The organism is Duganella sp. CF458 (assembly GCF_900113115.1).
Taxonomy (GTDB): Bacteria; Pseudomonadota; Gammaproteobacteria; order Burkholderiales; family Burkholderiaceae_D; genus Rugamonas.
The window spans coordinates 22,918-46,772 of sequence record NZ_FOOF01000011.1 but is presented as its reverse complement, the minus strand read 5'-3'; the positions used below and the strand labels follow the sequence as shown (position 1 = coordinate 46,772).

General features: G+C 61.7%; 23 protein-coding genes. 13 read left to right on the top strand and 10 right to left on the bottom strand.

The window, feature by feature from the left end:
* The first annotated feature begins 3 nt into the window (after positions 1 to 3).
* The 7 genes from BM269_RS17715 to BM269_RS17685 all read left to right on the top strand — a co-directional run bounded on the left by BM269_RS17715 (position 4) and on the right by BM269_RS17685 (position 7,945).
* On the top strand, positions 4 to 2,688 hold the full coding sequence (locus BM269_RS17715) for a nitrate reductase (RefSeq protein WP_090440224.1): 2,685 nt from the start codon (positions 4 to 6) through the stop codon (positions 2,686 to 2,688).
* 67 nt (positions 2,689 to 2,755) lie between these two features.
* Positions 2,756 to 3,619 (top strand): hypothetical protein, encoded by an 864-nt coding sequence (locus BM269_RS17710; RefSeq protein WP_090439666.1) that lies wholly within the window; start codon positions 2,756 to 2,758, stop codon positions 3,617 to 3,619.
* A gap of 351 nt (positions 3,620 to 3,970) precedes the next feature.
* Positions 3,971 to 5,509 carry an FAD-dependent monooxygenase gene (locus tag BM269_RS17705; protein WP_090439663.1) on the top strand — a complete coding sequence of 513 codons (1,539 nt, stop codon included), beginning with the start codon at positions 3,971 to 3,973 and terminating at the stop codon, positions 5,507 to 5,509.
* 27 nt (positions 5,510 to 5,536) lie between these two features.
* Positions 5,537 to 5,968, top strand: a complete 432-nt coding sequence (locus BM269_RS17700) for a hypothetical protein (protein ID WP_139232779.1) — start codon at positions 5,537 to 5,539, stop codon at positions 5,966 to 5,968.
* Between the two features lie 372 nt (positions 5,969 to 6,340).
* Entirely contained in the window at positions 6,341 to 6,745 is a 405-nt protein-coding gene (locus BM269_RS17695) for a ferredoxin (RefSeq protein WP_090439657.1), read from the top strand.
* Positions 6,746 to 7,024: 279 nt separating this feature from the next.
* Positions 7,025 to 7,468, top strand: coding sequence for a DUF6368 family protein (locus tag BM269_RS29120; protein ID WP_139232778.1), 444 nt, complete (start codon positions 7,025 to 7,027; stop codon positions 7,466 to 7,468).
* A 12-nt stretch (positions 7,469 to 7,480) separates the two neighbouring features.
* Positions 7,481 to 7,945, top strand: coding sequence for a hypothetical protein (locus tag BM269_RS17685; protein ID WP_090439651.1), 465 nt, complete (start codon positions 7,481 to 7,483; stop codon positions 7,943 to 7,945).
* A gap of 10 nt (positions 7,946 to 7,955) precedes the next feature.
* On the opposite strand, the gene gabD is transcribed toward BM269_RS17685, so the two are convergent.
* A complete protein-coding gene (gene gabD / locus BM269_RS17680; protein ID WP_090439646.1) occupies positions 7,956 to 9,410 on the bottom strand; it encodes an NADP-dependent succinate-semialdehyde dehydrogenase in 1,455 nt (484 codons plus the stop codon).
* Positions 9,411 to 9,525: 115 nt separating this feature from the next.
* On the opposite strand from gabD, the gene BM269_RS17675 reads away from it, so the two are divergent.
* The 4 genes from BM269_RS17675 to BM269_RS17660 are packed head-to-tail and all read left to right on the top strand — an operon-like array spanning position 9,526 to position 14,588.
* Positions 9,526 to 10,281, top strand: coding sequence for a gamma-glutamyl-gamma-aminobutyrate hydrolase family protein (locus BM269_RS17675; protein WP_090439643.1), 756 nt, complete (start codon positions 9,526 to 9,528; stop codon positions 10,279 to 10,281).
* 49 nt (positions 10,282 to 10,330) lie between these two features.
* Complete coding sequence (locus BM269_RS17670; RefSeq protein WP_090439639.1) at positions 10,331 to 11,701, top strand: glutamine synthetase family protein; 1,371 nt, start codon at positions 10,331 to 10,333, stop codon at positions 11,699 to 11,701.
* A 10-nt stretch (positions 11,702 to 11,711) separates the two neighbouring features.
* Positions 11,712 to 13,094: an aspartate aminotransferase family protein gene (locus BM269_RS17665; protein WP_090439636.1), complete on the top strand. Its 1,383-nt coding sequence runs from the start codon at positions 11,712 to 11,714 to the stop codon at positions 13,092 to 13,094.
* Between the two features lie 3 nt (positions 13,095 to 13,097).
* On the top strand, positions 13,098 to 14,588 hold the full coding sequence (locus tag BM269_RS17660) for an aldehyde dehydrogenase (RefSeq protein WP_090439634.1): 1,491 nt from the start codon (positions 13,098 to 13,100) through the stop codon (positions 14,586 to 14,588).
* On the opposite strand, the gene BM269_RS17655 is transcribed toward BM269_RS17660, so the two are convergent.
* From BM269_RS17655 to BM269_RS17620, 8 genes are read right to left on the bottom strand one after another with little or no spacing between them, the layout of a single operon-like run.
* A complete protein-coding gene (locus BM269_RS17655; RefSeq protein WP_090439632.1) occupies positions 14,585 to 15,124 on the bottom strand; it encodes a UPF0149 family protein in 540 nt (179 codons plus the stop codon). The two genes, BM269_RS17660 and BM269_RS17655, sit on opposite strands and share 4 nt — an antisense overlap.
* 4 nt (positions 15,125 to 15,128) lie before the next feature.
* Positions 15,129 to 15,971 carry a 3-methyl-2-oxobutanoate hydroxymethyltransferase gene (panB, locus tag BM269_RS17650; RefSeq protein WP_090439629.1) on the bottom strand — a complete coding sequence of 281 codons (843 nt, stop codon included), beginning with the start codon at positions 15,969 to 15,971 and terminating at the stop codon, positions 15,129 to 15,131.
* Positions 15,972 to 16,001: 30 nt separating this feature from the next.
* Complete coding sequence (locus BM269_RS17645) at positions 16,002 to 16,349, bottom strand: DMT family protein (RefSeq protein WP_090439626.1); 348 nt, start codon at positions 16,347 to 16,349, stop codon at positions 16,002 to 16,004.
* 26 nt (positions 16,350 to 16,375) lie between these two features.
* A complete protein-coding gene (gene folK / locus BM269_RS17640; RefSeq protein ID WP_090439623.1) occupies positions 16,376 to 16,852 on the bottom strand; it encodes a 2-amino-4-hydroxy-6-hydroxymethyldihydropteridine diphosphokinase in 477 nt (158 codons plus the stop codon).
* Positions 16,852 to 18,345: a polynucleotide adenylyltransferase PcnB gene (pcnB, locus tag BM269_RS17635; protein WP_090439620.1), complete on the bottom strand. Its 1,494-nt coding sequence runs from the start codon at positions 18,343 to 18,345 to the stop codon at positions 16,852 to 16,854. The genes folK and pcnB overlap by 1 nt, the downstream gene beginning before the upstream one ends.
* Positions 18,338 to 19,009, bottom strand: coding sequence for a histidinol-phosphatase (locus BM269_RS17630; RefSeq protein ID WP_090440221.1), 672 nt, complete (start codon positions 19,007 to 19,009; stop codon positions 18,338 to 18,340). Before BM269_RS17630 ends, pcnB begins: the two co-directional genes overlap by 8 nt.
* Positions 19,009 to 19,677, bottom strand: coding sequence for a DnaA regulatory inactivator Hda (hda, locus tag BM269_RS17625; RefSeq protein ID WP_090439616.1), 669 nt, complete (start codon positions 19,675 to 19,677; stop codon positions 19,009 to 19,011). The genes BM269_RS17630 and hda overlap by 1 nt, the downstream gene beginning before the upstream one ends.
* 51 nt (positions 19,678 to 19,728) lie before the next feature.
* Positions 19,729 to 20,814 (bottom strand): AI-2E family transporter, encoded by a 1,086-nt coding sequence (locus BM269_RS17620; protein WP_090439613.1) that lies wholly within the window; start codon positions 20,812 to 20,814, stop codon positions 19,729 to 19,731.
* 119 nt (positions 20,815 to 20,933) lie between these two features.
* Between BM269_RS17620 and BM269_RS17615 the strand changes: the two genes are divergently transcribed.
* Both BM269_RS17615 and purM read left to right on the top strand, forming a co-directional pair.
* A complete protein-coding gene (locus BM269_RS17615) occupies positions 20,934 to 21,971 on the top strand; it encodes an ankyrin repeat domain-containing protein (protein WP_090439611.1) in 1,038 nt (345 codons plus the stop codon).
* Between the two features lie 108 nt (positions 21,972 to 22,079).
* The gene (gene purM, locus BM269_RS17610) at positions 22,080 to 23,123 is read left to right on the top strand and encodes a phosphoribosylformylglycinamidine cyclo-ligase (RefSeq protein WP_090439609.1); all 1,044 of its coding nucleotides are present in this window, start codon (positions 22,080 to 22,082) and stop codon (positions 23,121 to 23,123) included.
* A 95-nt stretch (positions 23,124 to 23,218) separates the two neighbouring features.
* Here purM and BM269_RS17605 read toward each other — a convergent pair whose 3' ends face one another.
* On the bottom strand, positions 23,219 to 23,794 hold the full coding sequence (locus BM269_RS17605) for a hypothetical protein (protein ID WP_229204694.1): 576 nt from the start codon (positions 23,792 to 23,794) through the stop codon (positions 23,219 to 23,221).
* Positions 23,795 to 23,855 lie beyond the last annotated feature (61 nt).

Below are 23,855 nucleotides of genomic sequence, written 5' to 3'. Positions count from 1 at the left end.
TTCATGATTAAGACGACGTGCGCCTATTGTGGTGTCGGTTGCGGTGTCACGGCGACGCCGCGTGAAGGTGGCGGGTTCGATATTGCCGGCGATGCCGCGCATCCCGCCAACCAGGGGCGCCTGTGCGTGAAGGGTTCCGCGCTGGGCGAAACGATCGGCATGGAAGGCCGCCTGCTATTTCCGATGATGCGCGAGCGTGGCGGCGATGCATCGCTGCAGCGCGTGGCCTGGGGCGAGGCGCTGGACCACGTGGCCGACAGGTGGCGCGCCATCATCGACGAACACGGCCCGGATGCCGTGGCCTTCTACGTTTCCGGCCAGCTGCTGACGGAGGACTACTACGTCGCCAACAAGCTGATGAAGGGCTATATCGGCAGCGCCAATATCGACACCAACTCGCGGCTTTGCATGTCGTCCGCTGTTGCGGGCCACAAGCGTGCTTTCGGCGAGGACGTGGTGCCGGTCCACTACGACGATATCGACCACGCCGACATGGTGGTGCTGGTCGGCTCCAACCTTGCCTGGTGCCACCCGATCCTGTTCCAGCGCCTGTCGCGCGCGAAGGAAGCGCGGCCAGAAATGAAAATCGTGGTGATCGACCCGCGCCGAACCGCCACCTGCGAACTGGCCGACCTGCACCTGCCGATCAAACCCGGCACCGATGTGTGGCTGTTCAATGGCTTGCTCAGCTACCTGTCGCGCATCGGCGCGGTCGATCCTGGTTTTGTTGCCGCCCACACCAGCGGCCTGGAAGACGCGCTGGCCGTGGCCACGCTGGCGCCGGAGGAAGTCGCGCGCGCCTGCCGCCTGAACCTGCAGGACCTGATGGAGTTCTACGAATCCTTCGCCGCCACCGCGAAAGTGATCACCGCCTTCTCGATGGGGGTCAACCAGTCCAGCGCCGGTACCGACAAGGTGAACAGCATCATCAACTGCCACCTGATCGGCGGCCGTATCGGCAAGCAGGGCATGGGCCCGTTTTCAATCACCGGCCAACCGAACGCCATGGGCGGCCGCGAGGTGGGCGGCCTGGCCAATATGCTGGCGGCGCACTTGGACCTGGACAACGCCGCACACCGCGACGCGGTGCAATCGTTCTGGGAATCGCCAGGCATTGCTTCGCGCCCAGGGTTGAAGGCAGTTGACTTGTTCGAAGCCATCGAGGCAGGACGCGTCAAGGCTGTCTGGGTGATCGCCACCAATCCGGTCGTCAGCCTGCCGAACGCCGACCAGGTGCGTCGCGCGCTCGAACGCTGCGAACTGGTGGTGGTATCCGACGTGGTGCGCGACACCGACACCAACGCTTACGCCGACGTCCTGCTACCGGCTCTCGCATGGGGCGAAAAGGACGGCACGGTCACCAACTCCGAGCGCCGCATCTCGCGCCAGCGGGCCTTCCTGCCTGCCCCGGGCGAGGCGAGGGCGGATTGGCTGATCCTGTCACAGTTCGCCCTGCGCATGGGTTACGACGGCTTCGGCTATGCCAGCGCCGCCGAGATCTTCACCGAACACGCCCGCCTGAGCGCATGGCGCAACAGCGCCGAGGAGCTGCCGCGCGCCTTCAACATCGGTGCTCTCGCCACGCTGGGTGAATCCGCCTACGACGCGCTGCAACCGACGCAATGGCCGGCAATCGCCACTGCCGATGCGGCGCCTGCGGCCCGCCCGTTCGCGGATGGCCGCTTCTCCCACGCCGATAGCCGCGCGCGTTTCATTGCCACCGTGCCGCGCGCGCCGGCCAACCTGCCGGACGGCGAATTCCCGATCACCCTCAACACCGGCCGCGTGCGCGACCATTGGCACACCATGACGCGCACCGGCCGCGCACCAAAGCTGGCCGACCACATCGCCGAATCCTTCATCGACCTGCACCCGCAGGACGCCCTGCTGTGCGGCGTGAAGGAGGGCGAGCTGGCGCGCGTCAGCAGCCAATGGGGCAGCATGATCGCCCGCGTGCAGCACGGCGGCGGCATCACACGCGGCAGCGCCTTCGTGCCAATCCACTGGAACAACCAGACCGCTTCCGACGCCCGCGTTGGCGCCGTGGTGAATCCTGTCGTCGACCCGGTTTCCGGCGAGCCGGAATTCAAGCACACGCCGGTGACCATTGACCGCTTCCCTGTCAAATGGCACGGTTTCATCTTGAGCCGTGACGCGCTGCGGCTCGACGCGCTGGCCTACTGGACCAAGGTGCAAGGGAAAGACTTCCAGCGTTATGAGCTGGCCGGCCGCAATGCCATCGAAGACTTCGGTGCGTGGGCGCGCCAACTGCTCGGCATCAAGGACGACGACGCCGACTGGCTTGAATACGCCGACCGCACTTCCTGCGTATTCCGTGCCGTGCACCTGGTCGACGACCGCATCGCCCAATGCATCTTCATCTCGGCGCGCCCTGATTTGCCGGCGCGCCAATGGCTGGCCAGCCTGTTCGACAAGGCGCAACTGGACGTGGCCGACCGCGCCGCCTTGCTGGCCGGTCGTCCGATCGCCGCCGGCGCCGACACCGGCCCAACAGTCTGCTCCTGCTTCGGCGTGGGACGCAACACCATTTGCAAAGCCATTCGCGAGCAGAACCTGACCACGCCGGCACAGGTGACCGCCTGCGTGAAAGCCGGCGGCAACTGCGGCTCCTGCGTGCCCGAGCTGAAGAAACTGCTGAGCGAGATCCGGGTAGAGGAAACCGCGTAATCCCGCCCGAGGTTGAGTTGCTACCTATGGTAAGGTACAGCACACAACCTTTTGCCGGAGCTGCGAGATGCGTCTCATACCGCGCTTCATCCATTTCTTTGCTTGCGCTATATGTGCGTGGTCTCCCGTGGTTGCCGGTGCCGAGGCAACCCCGCAGCTGCCGGGGACCCTGCCTTCGTCCAATGCCAAACCGCTCGAGTTGCGCATGGCGGTTTCGTCCGATGGCCATGCTGCTTACTTCATCCGCTTGCTGGAAGAGTCGTTGAAGTTGATTCATCAGCCTTACCATCTCCAGTTCGCAAAGGACGTTCCCGCCCGCCGCATGTGGTGGATGCTGGACAAAGGTGACATCAACCTTTTCTACGGCATGCAATCAAAAGAAAAGGATAGTAATGGACGGATCGTTCGCGTGCGTAACGCCTTGACAAATGGTTTGATCGGTCAGCGTGTGTTGTTGATTCGCCGATCCGACGCGGAAGCCTTTGCACGTGTCCACTCGGTAAGCGATTTAAAGCGTACCAGGATGATCGCAGGATTCGGCGCCGGCTGGGGCGACGTGAAAGTATGGCGGACGACAGGCCTCCCGCTGTATGAGCACACCGCGCCGTGGGCGACAGTTTATGCAATGGTGGCCGCGGGGAACCGTCACGTCGACTACCTGCCGCGCGGCGTTATTGAGGTGCAGGAAGAGGCTCGTTCACATCCGGAACTGCAGGTGGAGAGGAACCTGTTGGTCGATTATCGCGCCGACTTCAGCTTCTATCTGGCGGCATCGGCCGCCAGCTATCGTCCCGTCATCGAACGCGCGTTAAGAGAAGCGGAAGCGTCGGGCCTCAAAGCCCGGTTGATTGACGAGGCGTTCGGCGCCGACATCAAGGCACTGGGCCTGGATCGCCGGATTCGCCTGCGCCTTGCAGCCACTCCTGACTGAATCCTATGACGAACTTCAATTTTTACGCATCGGAGATTTCCTCTGCACCTGTGGACGGAATCTGGACGGTTGGATTTGCGGAGGCTTTGGCGCACATCGTCGAGCATGGCCGTGTCGAAGTCCTTTCAGTTTCTTGACCGTCTTTTCGCGCCGATGCTATAGTCCGCCTGTCGGAAAAGGCAGACTTGGTTTGGTAAGCCCAAGTCCTTTCGGTAACGAAAGCTCTGGTCTTTGGCCCTTGCATGAGATCCCCGCGACGAATATTTGACGCCACCTGGCGTCCAATTGTTCGTCCGTGCGGAATCCAGGTCTGGGAACGCTCCGGTCGAACATCGACTAAGGAGCCTTGACATGCATATTCCCCGTACCAATTCCCATGACGTTTTGATTGCCGGCGCCGGCCCTGTAGGGTTGTTTCTCGCCTGCGAGTTGCGGCTCGCGGGCTGCTCAGTACTGGTACTCGAGCAGGCGAAAGATCTTCGCAATCCGCTCAAGGAACTGCCGTTCGGCCTGCGCGGCCTTTCAGTACCGAGCATTGATAGCTTTGACCGTCGCGACCTGCTACGCCTAATCGAGGAGCGGGCCGTCCCTCGTAGTTCGCCGGCGGCCGCACACTGGATGCAACAAGCGCGCCGTCCAGCAGGCCATTTCGCCGGCATCCAATTTTTCCATGACCAGATTGACAGCACGCAGTGGTCGCCCCGACTGCCTGATACCGTGAGCAGTGTCGCCGTAGATATGGCCAGTATCGAGGCTGTCCTGGCGACACGAGCGGAGACATTAGGTGTGGAGATTTTGCGTGGATGCGGCGTTGAGAATCTCAAGCAATTGGAGCTCGGAGTAACCGTCTTCGCCGGCGGCCGGGAGTTCCGGGGACAATGGCTTGTCGGCTGCGACGGCGGGCGCAGCACCGTGCGTAAGGCGGCAGGAATAGGCTTCACCGGTACCGATCCCGAGTTCACCGGCTACTCGGCCCAGGTCCGGCTTGCTGATCCTGACGTGCTCAAACCCGGCCGCCACTACACAGCGACGGGAATGTACATTTACGCAGCGCCCGGCACGATCGGGATGGTTGGCTTTGACGGTGGTGCATTTCATCGCAGCCATCCCATCACGCGCGAGCATATCGAGGCGGTGCTTCGCAAGATCTCTGGCACTGAAGTCGCGGTAACGGAGCTCGAACTCGCGACGACCTGGACCGACCGCGCTTTTCAGGCGACTGAATACAAGAAGGGGCGCGTGCTTTTGGCTGGCGATGCGGCACACATCCACTCACCGCTTGGCGGGCAAGGCCTGAACCTTGGTCTAGGCGACGCAATGAACCTGGGTTGGAAACTCGCAGCGACGATACGCGGCACCGCTCCCGACGACCTGCTCGATAGCTATGAACGCGAACGGCATCCCGAAGGCGCACGGATCCTCGACTGGTCCCGCGCGCAAGTGGCACTGATGCGTCCCAGTCCAAGTTCGCGTGTGCTTGAATCCATCATTCGCGACCTGCTTCAGACGCCTGACGGCGCCACGTACTTCGCTGGCCGTGTCTGGGGTATCGAGTCCCGCTACGATCTCGGCGACGCCCATCCGATGGTGGGCCGCAGCGCGCCCGACTTCGAGCTAACCGATGGGACAAGCCTGAACCAGCTCCTGCGGATCGGGCATTCAATCTTGCTCGACTTTGAAGCCTGCGAATCGCTCAAGTCCCTTGCCAGGAATTGGAGTGACCGCATTCGCTACGTTACTATCGGCGCGAAGGACCGATTAGGCCTGAGCGCATTGCTGGTGCGCCCCGACGGTGTCATTGCCTGGGCCAGCGATTCGAATGGCGGCGAGATGGCTGCCGCCAACAGCGCATCCAAGTGGTTTGGCAAACCTCTGACCACACCTCCATGATATATTGCCAATTTTTCCGGGATGGGTATGGACGTTGGGTTTTGGGGCCTGCTGCATGATGGCGGGATTGATGCCATATATGGAAACGTTCCAGGAACTGTTTCAGTCAAAGTCTCTATCCAATACCTGCGCCAAAAATTTCCGGGCGAAGGCACTGGCTTCACAATCGAATTGGCCGATTGCAGCGAACTGGCATATCGCGAATATGATTCAGCGATGGTCACGGACTTTGCTGAGATCGTAGCGCTGGAGCCCGAAATTGTGGGTGTGGAAAAGGATGGGAACCGCGTGGTTGTGAACTGTGTCATGGGTTCCCTCAACATCATCTACGAGTCCGCATCAATTCACCTGGACACCGGCGAAGATGTATCGTTCGGTGAACTTTACACCGCCAGCAAGACATATTGGGAAGAGTGGACAGCAAAGACTTCCAATATGGGCAGATGCTCAAAAATCTAGTCTCTCCTTTACATCATCAACGATGGTCATAATGAAAAAATCTTTAGTTTTCCTATGTGCAGTTTCGTCGATACTTGCTTCTGGATGTGCGACGCAACTTGAAAATGGCGCTGAGAAGGTACGGCTTGTAACTGCAGGTCAGAAAGAGTCCTGTGAATCGTTGGGTATCATCAGCACGGACCATCAGCTAGGATTGAATAAGGCATCAAATGCGATGAACAAAGCTGTTAACGAAGTTGCTCGCCGTGGTGGCAACGCAATTTTCGTCTTATCGACAGGCACGAGTGGACTTGATGGGGCGGCAGTTACGGCCGAGGCCCTCCGTTGTAAGTAAGTTGATCTTTCGTTCAATGGGCGACCTGGACACTAGACATGAAGCGCTGGATAAATCAGATGCGTGGGACCTCCGAGAAAGCAGCTTGTGAACGCGTCCCTTTCGCAGAGAACGTGCGCGGCGACTTCTACGTGGAAGACGGATGCTGCACGTCATGTGGGATGCCCTCAACTGTCGCCCCCGAGCTATTTTCATACGCGTCTGGTGGACACTGTTATGTAAGCAAGCAACCATCGAACGCAATCGAAGTTCAGCAAATGATCGAGGCCTTTGAAGTGCAAGACATTGGCTGCATTCGCTACAAGGGAAGAAATCACGCAATTCAGATGAAGCTCGTCGCTTCAGGTGAGGGCGATCAATGCGATGGACTTGATCACGATCTGAAGGCACTGAATGAAGAAGTGAAGTCAGATCGACGGAAAAAACGTGCAAGTGACGAGTAACTCGAATGGCGGTCCACTTAGCCTTTGCCTTGCACAATGACGGATCCGCTTTAAGCGAAGGCGACACCTGATATAACGGCTGCGCTCAACAGAGTAGCTGCAATCGATAACATCTTGCAGGTGAACGATGGCACTCGACTCGCTGCGAAATGGCGGACCTAAAGCCTATCTTGACTGGGAGTGTTAAGGAAAGTTGGGGAGAGGGAGTGCGCTCGGTGACAAGATATTCATCGATCGGTGTCGGGCGTGCAGCATGAACGAGTTCTATGAGGCGTGATTATGGCTGGGGCAACTGCACGAGTTTTACTGCGTCGTACGATTTCACAGAACGAACGCGCAGAGCTTGAACATTACATTCAATCGGTAGCGTCCTCGGTCGAAGGACGGGCATTCTGGATCGCTGGCCAGCCGTTCATTTGGTGTGACGAACCGGCCGATGAAGAGCTTGCGGCGCAAGATATTCAGGGCTGGAATCCTGGGGGCGTTGTCACATTTTGTGCTATGTGTCGAGGACTGGTTTCGGAAGCCTACTTGGCAATGCTGGTAGCCAGGGTGGCACAGATGCTTGGTGGTGTCATCGCGTTGGGTGGCTATGTCAGGTCGTTTGCGGACGACAGCATCTTGGTAATGGAAGGCCGGCTGGAGACGGAGCATGAGGATTACGTTACCCCGGAATATCTTCACCACTGGATTGGTCATCCTAGCTTCCGAATGATAAATTGATCGGCACCGCCAATGGAATACGTTGAGACGCTGGAAAACCTGGAGACGCTTCTTGAATTGAAGCTGATGTTCTACGAAGAAGTACCAAGGATTGACCATCCAGGTATTCGCATTGCGCACGCGTGCGAGAATATTGCGCGCCACATCAGGAGTGGCGACCGTGAGGCCGCGAGAATCGGGTGTCGGATAATTGTGAGAGACCCGCACCTTCCATTTGGAAAAATCATAAAGAGTGGAATAGCTCGGGCTCTTCGGCAGCGCATTGACCTTGTGCCCGAGCTTGAACAGGCGGGGTTGGTGAAGAGGACCACCGAGCTCTTAAGTCTAGAGTTCTGCCCGCGTGAGACAGAGGACTATTGCAAGCTGGTCAAAAAAATTGGGCCGGCTGCGGTGCATAACGTGACCAACAATGCTCGCGCAACGGACGAAAAGTCCCAACGGCTCCTGCACTACATGAGCCAACCATTTTCCAAGTGATGCAATACTTCTAGATGCCGCCCATGCAGATGTATTTGATCACGAGGTAATCGTCAATGCCATGCGTCGAGCCTTCGCGTCCCAGGCCCGATTGCTTGACGCCACCGAACGGCGCGATCTCGGTCGAGATCAAGCCGCTGTTCACGCCCACCATGCCGCTTTCCAGTCCTTCCGCCACGCGCCAGATGCGGCCGATATCGCGTGAGTAGAAGTAGGCCGCCAGGCCGAACTCCGTGTCGTTGGCCAGCGCCACCACTTCGTCATCGGTCTTGAAGCGGAACAGCGGCGCCAGGGGGCCGAAGGTTTCTTCGCGCGCCACCAGCATGTCGGCACCAACATCTGCCAGCACGGTTGGCTGGAAGAAGCTGTGGCCAAGCTCGTGCCGCCTGCCTCCTAACAGCAGGCGTGCGCCTTTGCCGAGTGCATCGGCGATATGTTCTTCCACTTTGACGACCGCCTTCTCTTCGATCAGCGGGCCTTGCGTCACGCCTTCATCGGCGCCATTGCCGACTTGGAGTTTGCGTACCGCTTCGACCAGCTTCGATGCGAACGAGTCGTACACGCCGTCCTGTACATAGATGCGGTTCGCACACACGCAAGTCTGCCCGGCGTTGCGGTATTTGGAGGCGATAGCGCCTTCCACTGCTGCGTCCAGGTCTGCATCGTCGAGCACGATGAAGGGTGCATTGCCGCCTAGTTCCAGCGACAACTTCTTGATCGTTGGCGCGCACTGTTCCATCAATAGCCGGCCGACGGCAGTCGAGCCGGTAAAACTGAGCTTGCGCACGATAGGGTTGGCGGTCATCTCGCCGCCGATCTCGCGCGAAGCGCCGGTGATCACGCTGAACACGCCGGCAGGCACGCCGGCACGCTCCGCCAGCACGGCCAAGGCCAATGCCGAGAAGGGTGTGAGTTCCGCCGGCTTGACCACCATCGGGCAGCCGGCAGCCAACGCCGGACCGGCCTTTCGGGTAATCATCGCGGAAGGGAAGTTCCACGGTGTGATTGCTGCGCTGACGCCGATCGGTTCGCGCGTGACCACAACGCGCTTGTCCGGCCAAGGCGATGCCAGGGTTTCGCCGGCGATGCGCTTTGCCTCTTCGCCGAACCATTCGATGAACGATGCGGCATAGGTAATTTCGCCTTTGGATTCAACCAGCGGTTTGCCTTGCTCCGCTGTCATCAGGGCTGCCAGGTCGTCGGCATTGGCGAGGATCAGGTCACTCCATTTGCGCAGGATGGCCGCGCGCGTTTTGGCCGGCTTCTTGCGCCATTCAGGCCATGCGGCATTGGCGGCTGCGATGGCACGGCGCGTTTCGGCTGCGCCCATTTTGGGCACGCTGCCAAGTGTTTCTCCGGTAGCCGGATTGGTGACGTTGATGGTTGCGCCCCCGTCGGCATCGCACCATTGGCCAGCGATATAGCACTGTTGGCGCAGAAGGCTGGGATCTTTCAGGGTCAGCATGATTCACCTCCAAAGCAAAAATCCAGTATACCGGGTATCACACTGTACAGTTGCCACATTCCAAAATTGGGAATAAGATCAAGCTGCACACTGATAGTTACCGAAGAAACTAAACATGCGCCGCCCCATCGTACTGGTCCCCGCCTGCAGTCAGAATAAAGGCTCCCATCCCAGCTACGCCGCTCACAACAAATACGTTGATGCGGTGGCTGTGGGAGCGCGCTGCCAGCCGTTGTTGCTCCCTCCACTGGGCGACAACACCGATATTGAAAGCCTGCTTGGCATCGCCAATGGCATCATGCTGACCGGCGCTGCCTCCAATGTGCAGGCAAGCCTGTATGGGCAGGAAACGCTCGATCCCTCGCTGCCGCTGGACCCCGCGCGCGACGCGACCACGTTGCCCTTGATACGTGCCGCGCTGGCGCGTGGCATCCCGATCTTGGCGATTTGCCGCGGCTTCCAGGAAGTGAACGTGGCGCTGGGCGGTACGCTGCACCAGGCCATCCACTCTGTGCCTGGCTACTTCGATCATCGCGAAGACAAGACGCAATCGCTGGAGCAGCAGTACGCTGCCGCCCACCGCGTCAAGCTCGAAAAAGGCGGTTTGCTGGCGCATATCCTCGATGGAGCTAGCGAAATACAAGTGAATTCGCTGCACGGGCAGGGCATCGATCGCCTGGCGCCCGGCTTGCATGTCGAAGCCCGATCCGACGACGGCTTGATCGAAGCTTATTCTTTCGCGGTTTCTCCTTCGTTTGCGCTGGCGGTGCAATGGCACCCGGAATGGCGGGTCGAAGAGAACCACGATTCCATGCGCATGTTCAGCGCATTCGGCCTGGCGTGCCGCGTGCATAGGGATCGCATTCCTTAGGTGGCTGTCCTTCAGTAGTGCTGTTTTCTAAACTACCTGAGAGGAAGCTATGGCAATCCGCGAAAATTTCAGTTACACCGATATGGATGAGTGGCTCAATGAAAAGCGAGTCACCGAGATCGAATGCCTGGTCCCTGACCTGACCGGCGTCGCACGCGGCAAGATTCTCCCGCGCGGCAAATTCACCCAGGAGCGCGGCATGCGCATTCCTGAAGCGGTGCTTGGCATGACTGTCACCGGTAATTATCCAACCGAGGATGACGCCTACGACCGCGCCATATCCAGCACCGACCGCGACATGATCCTGAAGGCCGATCCCACCACCATCACCATGGTGCCCTGGGCTGCCGACCCGACGGCGCAGGTGATCCACGACTGCTACTTCAGCGACGGCCGCCTGGTCGATTTTGCGCCGCGCTCCGTGCTGCGCCGCGTGTTGAAGCTGTTCGAAGACAAGGGCTGGAAGCCGGTGGTCGCGCCGGAGTTGGAGTTCTACCTGACGGACAAGAATTCCGATCCTGATTTGCCCCTGAAGGCGCCCATCGGCCGCAGCGGCCGCGCCGAAACCAGCCGCCAGGTGTACAGCATCGATGCGGTGAACGAGTTCGATCCTCTGTTCGAAGACATCTACGATTACTGCGACATGATGGGCCTGGACGTGGATACCCTGATCCACGAAATCGGCGCCGGTCAGATGGAGATCAATTTCCTGCACGGCGAGCCGCTTGGCTTGGCGGACAAGGTGTTCTTCTTCAAGCGCACCTTGCGTGAGGCGGCATTGAAGCACCACATGTACGCCACCTTCATGGCCAAGCCGATGGCGGGCGAGCCGGGCTCGGCGATGCACATCCATCAGAGCGTGGTCGATGCGCGCAGCGGCTGGAATATCTTCAGCAACCAGGATGGTTCGCCTTCGCAGCTTTTCAAGGCCTACATCGGCGGCCTTCAGCGTTATATGCCAAGCGCCTTGGCGATTGTCGCACCGTATGTGAATTCGTATCGCCGGCTGGTGCGCCACACGGCGGCGCCGATCAACATCCAGTGGGGCATGGATAACCGCACCGTCGGCTTCCGGGTGCCGGAATCGGGCGTGCAGGACCGGCGCGTTGAGAACCGCATCATCGGTGCCGATGCCAATCCCTACCTTGCACTGGCAGTGACGCTGGCCTGCGGCTACCTCGGCATGACCGAACAGCTGGAACCGACTGCACCGACCATGGGTAGCGCCTATGAAATGAAGTACGAGCTGCCGCAAGGCTTGCCGGAAGCGCTGGGTATCCTGCGCGCGGAAGACAAACTGCGCTTCGTTCTGGGCGAGCGCTTTATCGACGTGTACGCTGCCATCAAGGACCTGGAACACCAGGAATTCATGACCGTCATCAGTCCGTGGGAGCGCGAGCACCTGCTGCTGCACGTATGAGGAGGCGATCATGGACGATACCAAGTCGATCCAGGCGCGCGACCATGCGCATTACATGCATCCCTTCACCGACCACAAGGCACTCGGTGAACGCGGCGTGCGCGTGATGGTGCGCGGCGAAGGCATCTACCTGTGGGATTCGGAAGGCAAGAAAATTTTGGACGGCATGTCGGGCTTGTGGTGCGTGAATGTTGGCTATGGCCGGCACAGCATCGCGCAGGCGGTGTACGACCAGATGGAGACGCTGCCTTTCTATAACAGCTTCTTCAACACGACCAACGTGCCTGCGGTGACGTTGGCCGCCAAGCTGGCGGAGATTGCGCCGCCGGGCTTCAAGCATGTGTTCTTCACCGGCTCCGGCTCGGAGGCGAACGACACCAATGTGCGCATGGTGCGCCGCTATTGGGATTTGAAGGGGCAGCCGCAGCGGCATACGATCATCAGCCGCTTCAACGCCTATCACGGCAGCACCATGGCCGGGGCTTCCCTGGGCGGCATGGAAGGCATGCACGCGCAGGGCGGCTTGCCGATACCGGGCATCGTGCATATCCGCCAGCCGAACTTCCTCGAATCCGGGCGCGGCATGACGGAAGACGAATTCGGCATCGAGGCCGCCGCTTGGCTGGAACAGAAGATCCTCGATGTCGGCCCGGAGAAGGTGGCTGCCTTCATCGGCGAGCCGATCCAGGGCGCCGGCGGCGTGGTGATCCCGCCGCGCACCTATTGGCCGGAGATCCAGCGCATTTGCGACAAGTACGGCATTCTCCTGATCGCGGATGAAGTGATCACCGGCTTTGGCCGCACCGGCCGCATGTTCGCGTGTGAATACTTCGACTTCAAGCCGGACCTGATCACTTTCGCCAAGGGCGTCACCTCGGGTTATATCCCGCTTGGCGGCGTGCTGGTCGGCGAGCGTGTGGCGCAGGTGCTGATCGGGCAGGGCGGCGAGTTCGCGCACGGCTTCACGTATTCCGGCCATCCTGTCGCCTGCGCGGCGGCGCTGGAGACGATCCGCATCATTGAGGACGAAAAGCTGGTGCAGCGGGTGGCTGAAGACACCGGCCCCTATCTCGCGCAACGCTTCGCCACCCTGGACGAGCACCCGCTGGTTGGCTACGCCAATAGCTGCGGTTTCGTCGCGGGCCTCAATCTTGTGCGGCGCAAGGGCCCCACTATCCACGGCCACGAGTACTTTGATCCGAAACTGGAAGTGGGCATGGTGTGCCGCGGCTATATGTTCAACAACGGCATGATCATGCGCGCCGTGGGCGAGCGCATGATCATCGCACCACCGCTGGTGATGACGCGCGAACAGATCGATGAAATGGTGGCCCTGATCCGGCGCTGCCTTGACGATACCTACGCGGACCTGCAGCAGAGAGGATGGATGTAAGCCATGGCAAAAGAAGCGATCAACTGGCATGACCGTGCCAAGATGCTGACCCTCGACGGGCGCGCTTTCATCAACGGCGAACGCACCTGGGCGCGGGGCGAACGCAAGTTCGACAACCTGTCGCCCATTGATGGCCGCTACCTGTCGCAGACGGCGCGTTGCGATGCGGCGGATGTCGACCAGGCGGTCGCCGTGGCACGCCGTGCCTTTGACAGCGGCCGCTGGGCAGGCCAGGCACCGGCGCAACGCAAACGCGTGCTGGTCAGGTTGGCCGACCTGATGATGCAGAACAAGGACGAACTGGCCTTGCTCGAAACGCTCGACATGGGCAAGCCGATCAAGTACAGCCAGGTGGTCGATGTTTCGCTCGCGGCGAATTGCATCCGTTGGTACGGCGAGGCGATCGACAAGGTGTACGGCGAGATTGCACCGACGCCGGGCAATTCGCTGGCCCTGATCACGCGCGAGCCGGTTGGCGTGGTGGCGGCCATCGTGCCGTGGAACTATCCACTGCTGATGGCGGCATGGAAGATCGCGCCGGCGCTGGCGGCCGGCAACAGCGTGCTGCTCAAGCCGTCGGAGAAGTCGCCGTTGTCGGCGCTGCGGTTGGCGGAGCTGGCGGTGGAGGCGGGCATCCCGCCGGGCGTGTTCAATGTGCTGCCTGGCTACGGCAACGAGGCCGGCGCGGCGCTGGCGATGCACATGGACGTGGACTGCATCGGCTTCACCGGCTCCACGCGCACGGGCAAGCAGATCATCCAGATGGCGGGACAGTCGAACCTGAAGCGGGCGTGGACGGAGTTGGGCGGCAAGTCGGCCAATATTGTGTGCGCCGATTGTCCTGATCTCGACGCAGCCGTTGCCGCGGCGGTCGGGTCGATCTATTTCAACCAGGGCGAGAGCTGCAATGCGCCTTCACGCCTGTTCGTGGAAGAGTCGATCAAGGACAGGTTCCTCGAGAAAGCGCTGGCCATGGTGCCGTCCTATGCGCCAGGCGACCCGCTCGACGAAAAGACCGTGATGGGCGCGATTGTCGATGCGATCCAGCTGAAAACCGTGATGGGCTATATCGATGCGGGCCGCGGCGAGGGGGCGAAACTGCTCGCGGGCGGCAAGGCGGTGCGCAAGGAGACCGGCGGCTTCTACGTCGAGCCGACGCTGTTCGACGGCGTGCAGAACACCATGAAGATCGCGCGCGAAGAGATTTTCGGGCCGGTCCTGTCGGTGCTGTCGTTCAAGGATCTCGACGAGGCGGTGAAGCAGGCGAACGATACGCCATACGGCTTGCACGCCGCGGTGTGGAGCTCGGATATGTCGAAGGCGATCCGCACTGCGCGGGCGCTGAAAGCGGGCACCGTGCACGTCAACCAGTACGATGGCGACGATATCACGGTGCCGTTCGGCGGCTACAAGCAGTCAGGCAATGGCCGCGACAAGTCGCTGCATGCCTTCGACAAGTACACCGAACTGAAGACCACCTGGATTCAGGTTTAAGCGCCGCAGCACTTCTTGAACTTCTTGCCGCTGCCGCAAGGGCAAGGGTCGTTGCGGCCGGCCTTGGCCGCCTTGGGCTGTGGCATGTGGAAAAACTCGTTGATCCTGATGACAGCCTGCGGCACCTTGGCCGCGTTCAGTGGCGCCTGGAAGGGCAGCAGTAGGGCGGGCTGCTGCGCGCGCAGTGGAGCCCAGGCATCCGCCGCCAGTGCGACGCCCGCCAGGAAGCCATCGCACCACGCTTGCACTGTCCAGCTGCCACCGCACTCGTAGATCGGTTCGAAGCTGCCCGGATCTTTCTGCATCCAGACGCTCATGTAGTCGTGATGGCGCAAGACCAGCGCGGCAGCTTCGTCGTTGCCGGCCGCGCCGCCCCAGACGCCGGGCAGCCAGGTTTCCTGCGCTACGCCGGCCGGGCCGACCACCAGCGCGGTCAAAAAACCTTCCAGCTTGGCGACGTCCATGCTGTGCGGGCCGATTGCTGCCAGCAGCTCATCGAGTTGATCGTATTCGTCGTCGTTCAGCGGATGGCTCATGGTTTCAGAAGCAGTGCTCAACCGCTGGGAAGGTGCCGCCCTTGACGGCGTCGATGTAGGCCGTCACTGCGGCCTGGATCGACACCTGGCCTTCCATGAAGTTCTTCACGAAGCGCGCTTTGCGGCCTGGGAACACGCCCAGCATGTCGTGCATCACCAGCACCTGGCCCGAGCAATCCGGACCGGCGCCAATGCCGATGGTCGGCATCGACAGCATCTCGGTCACTTCCTTGCCCAGCGCGGTAGGGATCGCCTCCAGCACGACCATGGCGGCACCGGCGGCCTGCAGCTTGAGCGCGTCCTGCTTCAGCAGTTCGGCGCTTTCAATGGTCTTGCCTTGCACCTTGTAGCCGCCCAGCGTGTGGACCGACTGCGGGGTCAGGCCCAGGTGGGCGCAAACAGGAATCGAGCGCTCCACCAGGAAGCGCACGGTTTCAGCAACCCAGGCGCCGCCTTCGATCTTCACCATATGCGCGCCGGCCTGGACCAGTTGCACGGCATTGTTGAATGCCTGTTCCGGCGTGGCGTAGGAGCCGAACGGCATGTCGGCCAGGATCAGCGCGTTCTTCGCGCCGCGGGCTACGGCAGCGGTGTGGTAGGCGATTTCCTGCACGGTCACCGGCAATGTGGACTGGTGGCCGTTGCACACCATGCCCAGCGAATCGCCGATCAGCAGCACTTCCACGCCGCAGCCATCCATCAGGGAGGCGAAGCTGGCGTCATAGCAGGTCAGCATGGTGATCTTCTCGCCTGCCGCCTTCAGGGAATTGATCGAAGGGATCGTGACCGCCTTGGCAGGGACGGCACGCGCTGGCGCCGGGTAAGGGTTTTGCAGGTTGCCAGACATGGTATGTCCTTAAATTCGAAAAACGATATTCTAACTGCGGAAAATGAAGTACACAGCGCCCACCAGGCAAAGGCCGGCCCAGATGAAGTCCGTCTTGAAGGGCTGGTCCATGTAGTACATGGCGAAGGGGACGAATACGCCCAGCGTGACGACCTCCTGCAGGATCTTGAGCTGGGCAAGGCTGTACTGGCTGAAACCGATGCGGTTGGCCGGGACCTGGATCAGGTATTCGAACAGCGCGATGCCCCAGCTGACCAGCGCGGCGACCAGCCAGGACTTGTTAGAGAAGTTCTTCAGGTGTCCGTACCACGCCACAGTCATGAAGATGTTGGACAGGATCAGGAGGCCGGTGGTTTGGACGATGATGGGGATTTGCATTCTTGTGGTCCTTTGGCTTACCGGTTTTAAAGGCGGATGATACCTTGCTCCGAAACCGAAGGCGCGAAATCGGCCGCGCGCCCCAGCCCCGGCAGCACCATGTCAGGGGCCAGTTCGAGCAGCGGCATCAATACAAACGCCCGCAAATGCATGCGCGGATGCGGCACGATCAGCGAGGGCGTCGCAATCCGCTCGTCGCCATACAGCAGCAAATCGAGATCCAGCGTGCGCGGTGCATTGAAATAGGGCCGTTCGCGCCCATGCGCCTGCTCGATCTCGAATAGCGCCTGCAGTAAAGCCTGCGCAGGTAGGCCGGTGCTCAAGCGCGCAACGGCATTGATATAGTCATCGCCGGAAGAATCAATCGGCGCGGTGCGGTACAGCGCAGACACCGCCTCCAGCGTAGCGCCCGGCAGCTTGCGCAGGCGCTCCACGGCATCCAGCACATTGGCCCGGGCGTCGCCCAGGTTGGCGCCGATGCCGATGAAGGCGGTTACAGGCATCAAGCTTCGCCGGCAGGCGCGTTGCCGCCGCCACTACGGCGGCCGCGGCGCGGACGGCGGCGGCGCTTGCGCGCTGGGGCCTCGCCTTCTGGGGGCGGATTCAGGAATTCATCGTCATCGGACTCGTCGCCCTCGTCGGCATCGGCATGCGCGTCCGCCGGCACCTCATCGCTCGCGGCAGCGCGGCCGCGGCGTGCTGCCGGTTTCTTCTTCTTGCCGGCGCCCGACGATGCGCTTGACACCAGCTCTGCGCGCATGCTCTCGTCGGCCTCGTAGAAGGCGGTCCACCAGTCGCCCAGCTCACGCTCGATCTCGCCGGAAGCGCAGCGCAGCAGCAGGAAGTCGTAGCCGGCGCGGAAGCGCAGGTGCTCCAGCAGCTTGTAGGGGTTCTTGCCGTTGCGGCGCTCAAAGCGCGGCTGCATGGCCCAGATGTCGCGCATGTCGGAACCGATCTTGCGCTGGATCGCCAGCTTCTCGGTCTGCGACTCCAGCACTTCGTCCGCCGCCAGGTGCAGCGCAGGGATCGGGAATTCGCCCGCCGCCTGGTAAGCCTGCCACTTCTCCAGCACCTGGTGCCACAGCAGGGAAGCGAACAGGAAGCCGGGCGATACGGTCTTGCCGGCCATCACGCGCTTGTCGGTGGAATCCAGCGCCAGCGTCACGAACTTGGTGCCCATCGGCTGTTCCAGCACCACGTCCAGCATCGGCAGCAGGCCATGGTGCAGGCCTTCCTTGCGCAGTTGCTGCAGGCAGGCCAGGGCCTGGCCGGAGGTCAGCAGCTTGAGCATCTCGTCGAACACGCGCGCCGCAGGCACGTTGTCGATCAGCGGCGCCATCACCCCGATCGGCTCGGCAGTCGAACGCTCGATGGAGAATTTCAGCTTGGCGGCAAAGCGCACCACGCGCAGCATGCGCACCGGATCTTCGCGGTAGCGCGCCTCCGGCTGGCCGATGATGCGCAGCGTCTTGGCGCGGATATCCTCGATACCGCCGTGGTAGTCCAGCACTTCCTGCGTGGCAGGGTTGTAGTACATGGCGTTGATAGTGAAGTCGCGGCGCTCCGCGTCTTCCGCCTGCGAGCCGAAGGTGTTGTCGCGCAGCACGCGGCCATGCTCGTCCTTCGGCGCATTGTCGGTGGCGGTGCCGCGGAAGGTGGTCACCTCCAGCAGGTCCTGGCCGAACATCACGTGCACGATCTGGAAACGGCGGCCGATGATGAAGGCGCGGCGGAACAGGCGCTTGACCTGCTCCGGCGTGGCATTGGTGGCGACGTCGAAGTCCTTGGGCTTTACGCCCAGCAGCAGGTCGCGCACGGCGCCGCCGACCACGAAGGCTTCATAGCCGGCCTCCTGCAGCGTGCTGGTGACGCGGATCGCGTTGTTCGACACCATGCGCGGGTCGATGCCATGGTCCTTGGCGCCCAGTACGACAGGCTCGTTGCTGGGTCTCGCGCTCTTGACGCCGAGGATCTTGCGGATGAATTTCTTAATCATTGAACAGGTGAATTAGTGGCCAGCCTTGCGCGCTCGCGTGCTCGGACAACTTGGCGTTCGGGTTGGTCGCAATCGGGTGGCTGACGATCGACAGCAGCGGCAGGTCATTATGGGAATCGCTGTAAAAGTGGACGCTGTCGAAGCTGTCCAGCGTATGTCCCATCTTTTCGAGCCACGCCTTGGTGTGCACGATCTTGCCTTCGCCCTGGGTCGGCGTGCCGAGCAGCTTGCCGGTGATGCGGCCGGCGGCGTCGCGCTCCGGCATCGCGGCGATCACATGCTCCACGCCGAAGGCCTGGGCGATCGGCGCCACCACAAAGTGGTTGGTCGCCGTGACGATCGCCACCAGGTCGCCGGCATCGAGGTGCTGCTGCAGCAGCGCGCGGGCCGATGGCAGGATGTTCGGCATCACCACTTCGGTCATGTATTGCTGCTGCAGTTCGGCCAGGTGCTCAGGCTCGAAGCGAGCCAGGGTTCCGAGCGAAAATTCCAGGTATTCCACCGGGTCCAGGGTGCCCGCCTGGTACTGCGCGAAGAAATCCTCGTTGCGGCGCTTGAATTCAACGGCATCGACGGCGCCCACGCGGCACAGGAATTGCCCCCACTCGAAATCGGAATCGATCGGCAGCAGGGTATGGTCAAGGTCGAACAGGGCGAGTTTCATCATTCTTTCGCTTCCTCCTGCAGCCATTCGCGCAGCAGGGGCAGGGTGATCGGGCGTTTGGTTTCCAGGGAATACTGGTCGAGCGAGTCGAGCATCGAGGACAGCGATACCATGTCGCGCTGGAAGTGCGACAGCAGGTAAGGTAGCACACCGGGTGAGAGGATCAAGCCGCGCGCTTCCGCCATTTGCGTCAGTGTTGCAAGCTTTTCCTCGTCGGTCAGACCATGGATCTGGTACACCAGGCCCCAGCCCATGCGCGTGCGCAGGTCCTCGCGCACCGGCAGCACGGCCGGGGCGACCGAGCCCGCGCTCACCATGAAGGCGTGGTTGGCGCGGATCTCGTTGAACAGGGCAAAGGCATCGATCTGGGCCACCGGCGACAGCTTTTCGCAGTCGTCCAGCAGGTACAGGTCCACGTCCGGCGAATACAGGAACTCGGTTTCAATCGAAAACGGCGAAATATAGCGCGCGCGTTCGCTCGAGGCGAGCGCCTTCAGCAGGTGCGACTTGCCTGCGCCGGTTTCCCCCCACAGGTAGGCGAAATGCTCGCGCGAGCTGCGTTCGGCGAACTGGCGCATCAGCGCCGCCACCTCGGCATTGCGCCCCACCTCGAAGGACTCGAGGGTGCACACCGGCTCCGCACCCAGGTCAAGCACCAGTTGTTTCATTGGACTTGTCCCGGCTTTGTGGAATTTTTGCTAACGTAATCGATCTTCACACTACGCATTATAAAAGCTGCTGCGCAGGTAGTGGCGGCGCAGGTGCCTAAAACCGACCATCAAGAGGGCGGAAGCGGGCAAAGCGAGCAGTACGCCGACAAATCCGAACAGCTGGCCAAAGGCCAACAGCGCGAAGATCACCGCCAGCGGGTCCAGGCCGATGCGCTCGCCCACCAGGCGCGGCGTCAGGATGAAACCTTCGATCACCTGGCCCAGGCCGTAGATGATGGCCACCGCCACCAGCCCGCTCCAGTCGGAAAATTGCAGCACCGCCGCCATCAGCGCCAGCAGCAGCCCGAGGCCGAAGCCGAGATAGGGAATGAAGACCAGCACGCCGGACAGGATGCCGACCGGCAGCGCCACGTCGAAGCCCGCCACCGCCAGCGCGGTGGAGTAATAAACCGACAACACCAGCATCACCAGCAACTGGCCGCGCAGGTACTGCGCCAGCAGCGCGTCGGATTCGCGCGCCATGTCCATGGTGGCGCCGATATAGCGGCGCGGCACCGCGCCGGCGATGCGGGCCAGCAACTGCTGCCAGTCCAGCAGCAGGTAAAACAGCACGACCGGGATCAGCACCAGCGTGGCCAGCCAGCCCAGGACCGCGCTGCCGCCGGTACGCACGGAATTCAGCACGGCCGTCCAGATCTGGTTGCCGCTTTCCGCCATCTTTTCCGCCACCAGGGCCTTGATGCTGGCACCGTCGAGGGTGAACTCCACCCCCAGTTGCTGCAGGCGCGGGCCCAGCGTGTCGTTCAGCTTGGCCAGCGACGCGGGAATGGCCGCCTGCAGCAGCGGAATTTCCTTTTGCAGCACCGGCACCACAATCAGCAGCAGCGCCAGCACGGCGGCGCCAAACAGGGTGATCACGATGGATACGGCCAGTGCGCGCGGCATTTTCCAGCGCCGCAATATACGCAGGCGGCACAGCTTGTCGACGGCGGGATTCAGCGCGTAGGCGAAAATGGCGGCCGCCAGGAAAGGCGTCAAGACCGGCCCCAGGATCCAGAGCAGGAAGAAAAAGGCGGCCCAGACCGACACCCAGAATAGCGTTTGTTTTTGTTCTGGCGAGAGGGGAAGGGGCATCTGCGCTGGCGTGGTCGGGACGAAGGAAGGGCTATTCTAACGCCTCTGCTGTTAAAAACACCATGCGCCGGTCCTTGCAGTAGTTTAATATTTCTATAAATCAACTTCGATGTGATGTCATGCTGTCTGTCCGTATCCGTGCCGCCGTAGCGGCCCTGCCCCTGGCATTTGCCGCCCATTGCCCTGCCATGGCAGCAGACGAAGGCGAAAAATGCGAAGGCTTCAACCGCCTGCTGTGCATGCCTCGCGCCGCCGCGGCCAGCGTGGCCGACGCCGCCGCTAGCATGGCCGACGCCGCAGCCAGCATGGCCGAGGCGGTGAACTTCAAGAAGCCCTCTTCCAAGGTCATCGACGCGACGGACGAGGGCGACCTGGCCCGCATCAAGCGCTTCGATCCGCAGAAAGACCCCAGCTTCGAGCCCGAAGCCATGCTGGGCGTGGCGGTCAACACCTACCTGACCAAGCCCGACCCGGCCAAGGACGCCAAGCGTTTCGCCGTCCTCGAATACCTGGTCGACAAGGCCGATATCGCCGGCGAACTGGGCACCGTATTGCTGCAGGAAACCGTGAACCAGGCCTACTTCGCCCGCAACGACCCGCAGGAAAGCTGGCCGCGCCGCCTGGCCTTGGCCCACCTGCTGGTCGCGCGCGGCGCCAGCGCCAAGGGCCTCAACCTGTCCACCTGCGATTATTGCGAGACCGACAACGAATTCCTCGCGCTGCTGATCCAGGCCGGCGCCAATCCGAACGTGCAATCGACCACCTATTCGGCCCTGCTCAATCGCTTTATCCGCAAAGACCAGTTCGATGCCGCCAGGCGCCTGGTCGCCCTGGGCGCCGACCCCAACGGCAGCACCTGGGGCAAGCGCAGCATGCTGGTGCGCCTGGTCAGCGAATGCGACCAGGACATGACGCGCAAGCTGGTGCCGGCCGATCGCTTCGACGCGGAATGGCGGAAATGTGTGGAGGCGGTGACCACCCGCGTCAACTTCGCCATCGAACAGGGGGCCGACCCGAATGGCAAAGCCAACCCGGACAACGGCTGCCTGACGCCCTACGACGTGGCCTTGGAAAAGAAGAATGAAGAACTGGCCGCCCGCCTGCTGAAGCTCGGTGCGCGCTCCGGATTGGGGGCAGTTTGCCGCTCCGGGGGCTGAAAAACGGCCGATAACAAGAGAAAATGTGGGGGTAAAAATGCTAAAATAGCGGACTTGCCGTATTCGGCCACCGCTTTTCCATTCTTCCGCCTCAGTTGCGACAACACCATGAGCCAACCTTCGAATGTTTCCCTGTCCTACCGTGACGCAGGTGTCGATATCGACGCCGGCGACGCCCTAGTTGAAGCGATCAAGCCATTCGCCAAGCGCACCATGCGCGAAGGCGTGATGGGCGGCATCGGCGGCTTCGGCGCGCTGTTCGAGATCAGCAAGAAATACAAGGAGCCGGTGCTGGTTTCCGGTACCGACGGCGTCGGCACCAAGCTGAAACTGGCGTTTGAGCTGAACCGGCACGACACCGTGGGCATCGACCTGGTGGCCATGAGCGTGAACGACATCCTGGTGCAGGGCGCCGAGCCGCTGTTCTTCCTCGACTACTTCGCCTGCGGCAAGCTGAACGTGGCCACCGCGACCGACGTGATCAAGGGCATCGCCAAGGGTTGCGAGTACGCCGGCTGCGCACTGATCGGCGGCGAAACCGCGGAAATGCCATCCATGTACCCGGACGGCGAATACGACCTGGCCGGCTTCGCCGTCGGCGCGGTGGAAAAATCCAAGCTGATCGACGGCACCAAGATCGTGCCGGGCGACGTGGTGCTGGGCCTGGCCTCCTCGGGCGCCCACTCCAACGGTTACTCCCTGGTGCGCAAGATCATCGAAGTGGCCAAGCCGGACCTGGAAGCCGATTTCCACGGCCGCAAGCTGGCCGACGTGCTGATGGAACCGACCCGCATCTACGTCAAGCCGCTGCTGGCGCTGATGGAAGCGATGGAAGTCAAAGGCCTGGTGCACATCACCGGCGGCGGCCTGGTCGAAAACATCCCGCGCGTGCTGGCCGACAACCTGACCGCCGAACTGGATGGCGCCTCCTGGACCATGCCACCGCTGTTCAAGTGGCTGCAACAGCACGGCGGCGTGGCCGACGCGGAAATGCACCGCGTGTTCAACTGCGGTATCGGCATGACCGTGATCGTATCCGCTGAAAACGCCGACGCAGCCGTCGCCCAGCTGACCGCCGCCGGCGAAACCGTCTCGCGCATCGGCAAGATCCGCGCCCGCGCCCAAGGCGAACACCAGACCATCGTCGTCTAACGCAATTTTTGTCCCCCCGGGGTCAGGAACCAAGTGGACATTTGTTGTTCATCGAACTCATTTGTCCTGCTGGTTCCTGACCCCACGGGGGACATTTATTTCCGCGTGAAATCCATGATCCAGTTGGTTTGCCAACTGGTGCCATCGTCCCAGGAATAGGCCTGCTCCCAGCGTGCCTGGCGCTCGCTGCTGCGGGTCCAGGTGAAGCGCACGCGGGCGGTGCGGCCTTTGTAGACTTCCTCCCCCTCGAAGCGGCCCACGCCGTCGGCATCGAAACGGCCCACCACCGGCGGCAGCAAGGTGCCGGTGGCGGGATCGAGCCCGCCGTCGCGGTTGGTGAGCCAATAGATGCTCCAGCGCCCGGTGGCCGGATCGAATACGCGCAGCGTCATCGCCACGAAGCCTGGACGCCAGTTGCCCAGCGGCCGGTATTCGTCGTAGTTGCCGATGCCCGCCGGCAGCGCGTGCACCAGGTTGCTGGCGTTGAAGGTCTCCCACGCGCTGTCCGGATTGGCGTAATCGGATTGGCGGCGGTTCTGCACCGTCCAGTCGCCGTGCAGGAAGTCGAAGGCGTGCCGCGCGCGTTCAATGTCGGCCGTTGAAGGCGCCCCGCCCGCCGCCGCAGTCGCGCTGCTTGCCGCCAGGGCCAGCGCCCCGATCAGTTTCTTCATGGTTGTCTCCTTGGTTGAAAGAGTCGCCATGCTAGGCCGCCATCAGGCGAGAACCCGCCCT

Bases quoted from the DNA above. Each gene is read 5' to 3' on its own strand.
- BM269_RS17615 (WP_090439611.1), top strand. From the start codon at position 20,934: ATGCTGTCTGTCCGTATCCGTGCCGCCGTAGCGGCCCTGCCCCTGGCA.
- hda (WP_090439616.1), bottom strand. From the start codon at position 19,677: ATGAAACAACTGGTGCTTGACCTGGGTGCGGAGCCGGTGTGCACCCTC.
- BM269_RS29120 (WP_139232778.1), top strand. From the start codon at position 7,025: ATGGCTGGGGCAACTGCACGAGTTTTACTGCGTCGTACGATTTCACAG.
- BM269_RS17700 (WP_139232779.1), top strand. From the start codon at position 5,537: ATGGACGTTGGGTTTTGGGGCCTGCTGCATGATGGCGGGATTGATGCC.
- BM269_RS17660 (WP_090439634.1), top strand. From the start codon at position 13,098: ATGGCAAAAGAAGCGATCAACTGGCATGACCGTGCCAAGATGCTGACC.
- gabD (WP_090439646.1), bottom strand. From the start codon at position 9,410: ATGCTGACCCTGAAAGATCCCAGCCTTCTGCGCCAACAGTGCTATATC.
- BM269_RS17675 (WP_090439643.1), top strand. From the start codon at position 9,526: ATGCGCCGCCCCATCGTACTGGTCCCCGCCTGCAGTCAGAATAAAGGC.
- BM269_RS17685 (WP_090439651.1), top strand. From the start codon at position 7,481: ATGGAATACGTTGAGACGCTGGAAAACCTGGAGACGCTTCTTGAATTG.
- BM269_RS17670 (WP_090439639.1), top strand. From the start codon at position 10,331: ATGGCAATCCGCGAAAATTTCAGTTACACCGATATGGATGAGTGGCTC.
- BM269_RS17605 (WP_229204694.1), bottom strand. From the start codon at position 23,794: ATGAAGAAACTGATCGGGGCGCTGGCCCTGGCGGCAAGCAGCGCGACT.
- panB (WP_090439629.1), bottom strand. From the start codon at position 15,971: ATGTCTGGCAACCTGCAAAACCCTTACCCGGCGCCAGCGCGTGCCGTC.
- BM269_RS17665 (WP_090439636.1), top strand. From the start codon at position 11,712: ATGGACGATACCAAGTCGATCCAGGCGCGCGACCATGCGCATTACATG.
- BM269_RS17630 (WP_090440221.1), bottom strand. From the start codon at position 19,009: ATGAAACTCGCCCTGTTCGACCTTGACCATACCCTGCTGCCGATCGAT.
- BM269_RS17715 (WP_090440224.1), top strand. From the start codon at position 4: ATGATTAAGACGACGTGCGCCTATTGTGGTGTCGGTTGCGGTGTCACG.
- folK (WP_090439623.1), bottom strand. From the start codon at position 16,852: ATGCCTGTAACCGCCTTCATCGGCATCGGCGCCAACCTGGGCGACGCC.
- BM269_RS17710 (WP_090439666.1), top strand. From the start codon at position 2,756: ATGCGTCTCATACCGCGCTTCATCCATTTCTTTGCTTGCGCTATATGT.
- BM269_RS17645 (WP_090439626.1), bottom strand. From the start codon at position 16,349: ATGCAAATCCCCATCATCGTCCAAACCACCGGCCTCCTGATCCTGTCC.
- purM (WP_090439609.1), top strand. From the start codon at position 22,080: ATGAGCCAACCTTCGAATGTTTCCCTGTCCTACCGTGACGCAGGTGTC.
- BM269_RS17705 (WP_090439663.1), top strand. From the start codon at position 3,971: ATGCATATTCCCCGTACCAATTCCCATGACGTTTTGATTGCCGGCGCC.
- BM269_RS17695 (WP_090439657.1), top strand. From the start codon at position 6,341: ATGAAGCGCTGGATAAATCAGATGCGTGGGACCTCCGAGAAAGCAGCT.
- BM269_RS17655 (WP_090439632.1), bottom strand. From the start codon at position 15,124: ATGAGCCATCCGCTGAACGACGACGAATACGATCAACTCGATGAGCTG.
- pcnB (WP_090439620.1), bottom strand. From the start codon at position 18,345: ATGATTAAGAAATTCATCCGCAAGATCCTCGGCGTCAAGAGCGCGAGA.
- BM269_RS17620 (WP_090439613.1), bottom strand. From the start codon at position 20,814: ATGCCCCTTCCCCTCTCGCCAGAACAAAAACAAACGCTATTCTGGGTG.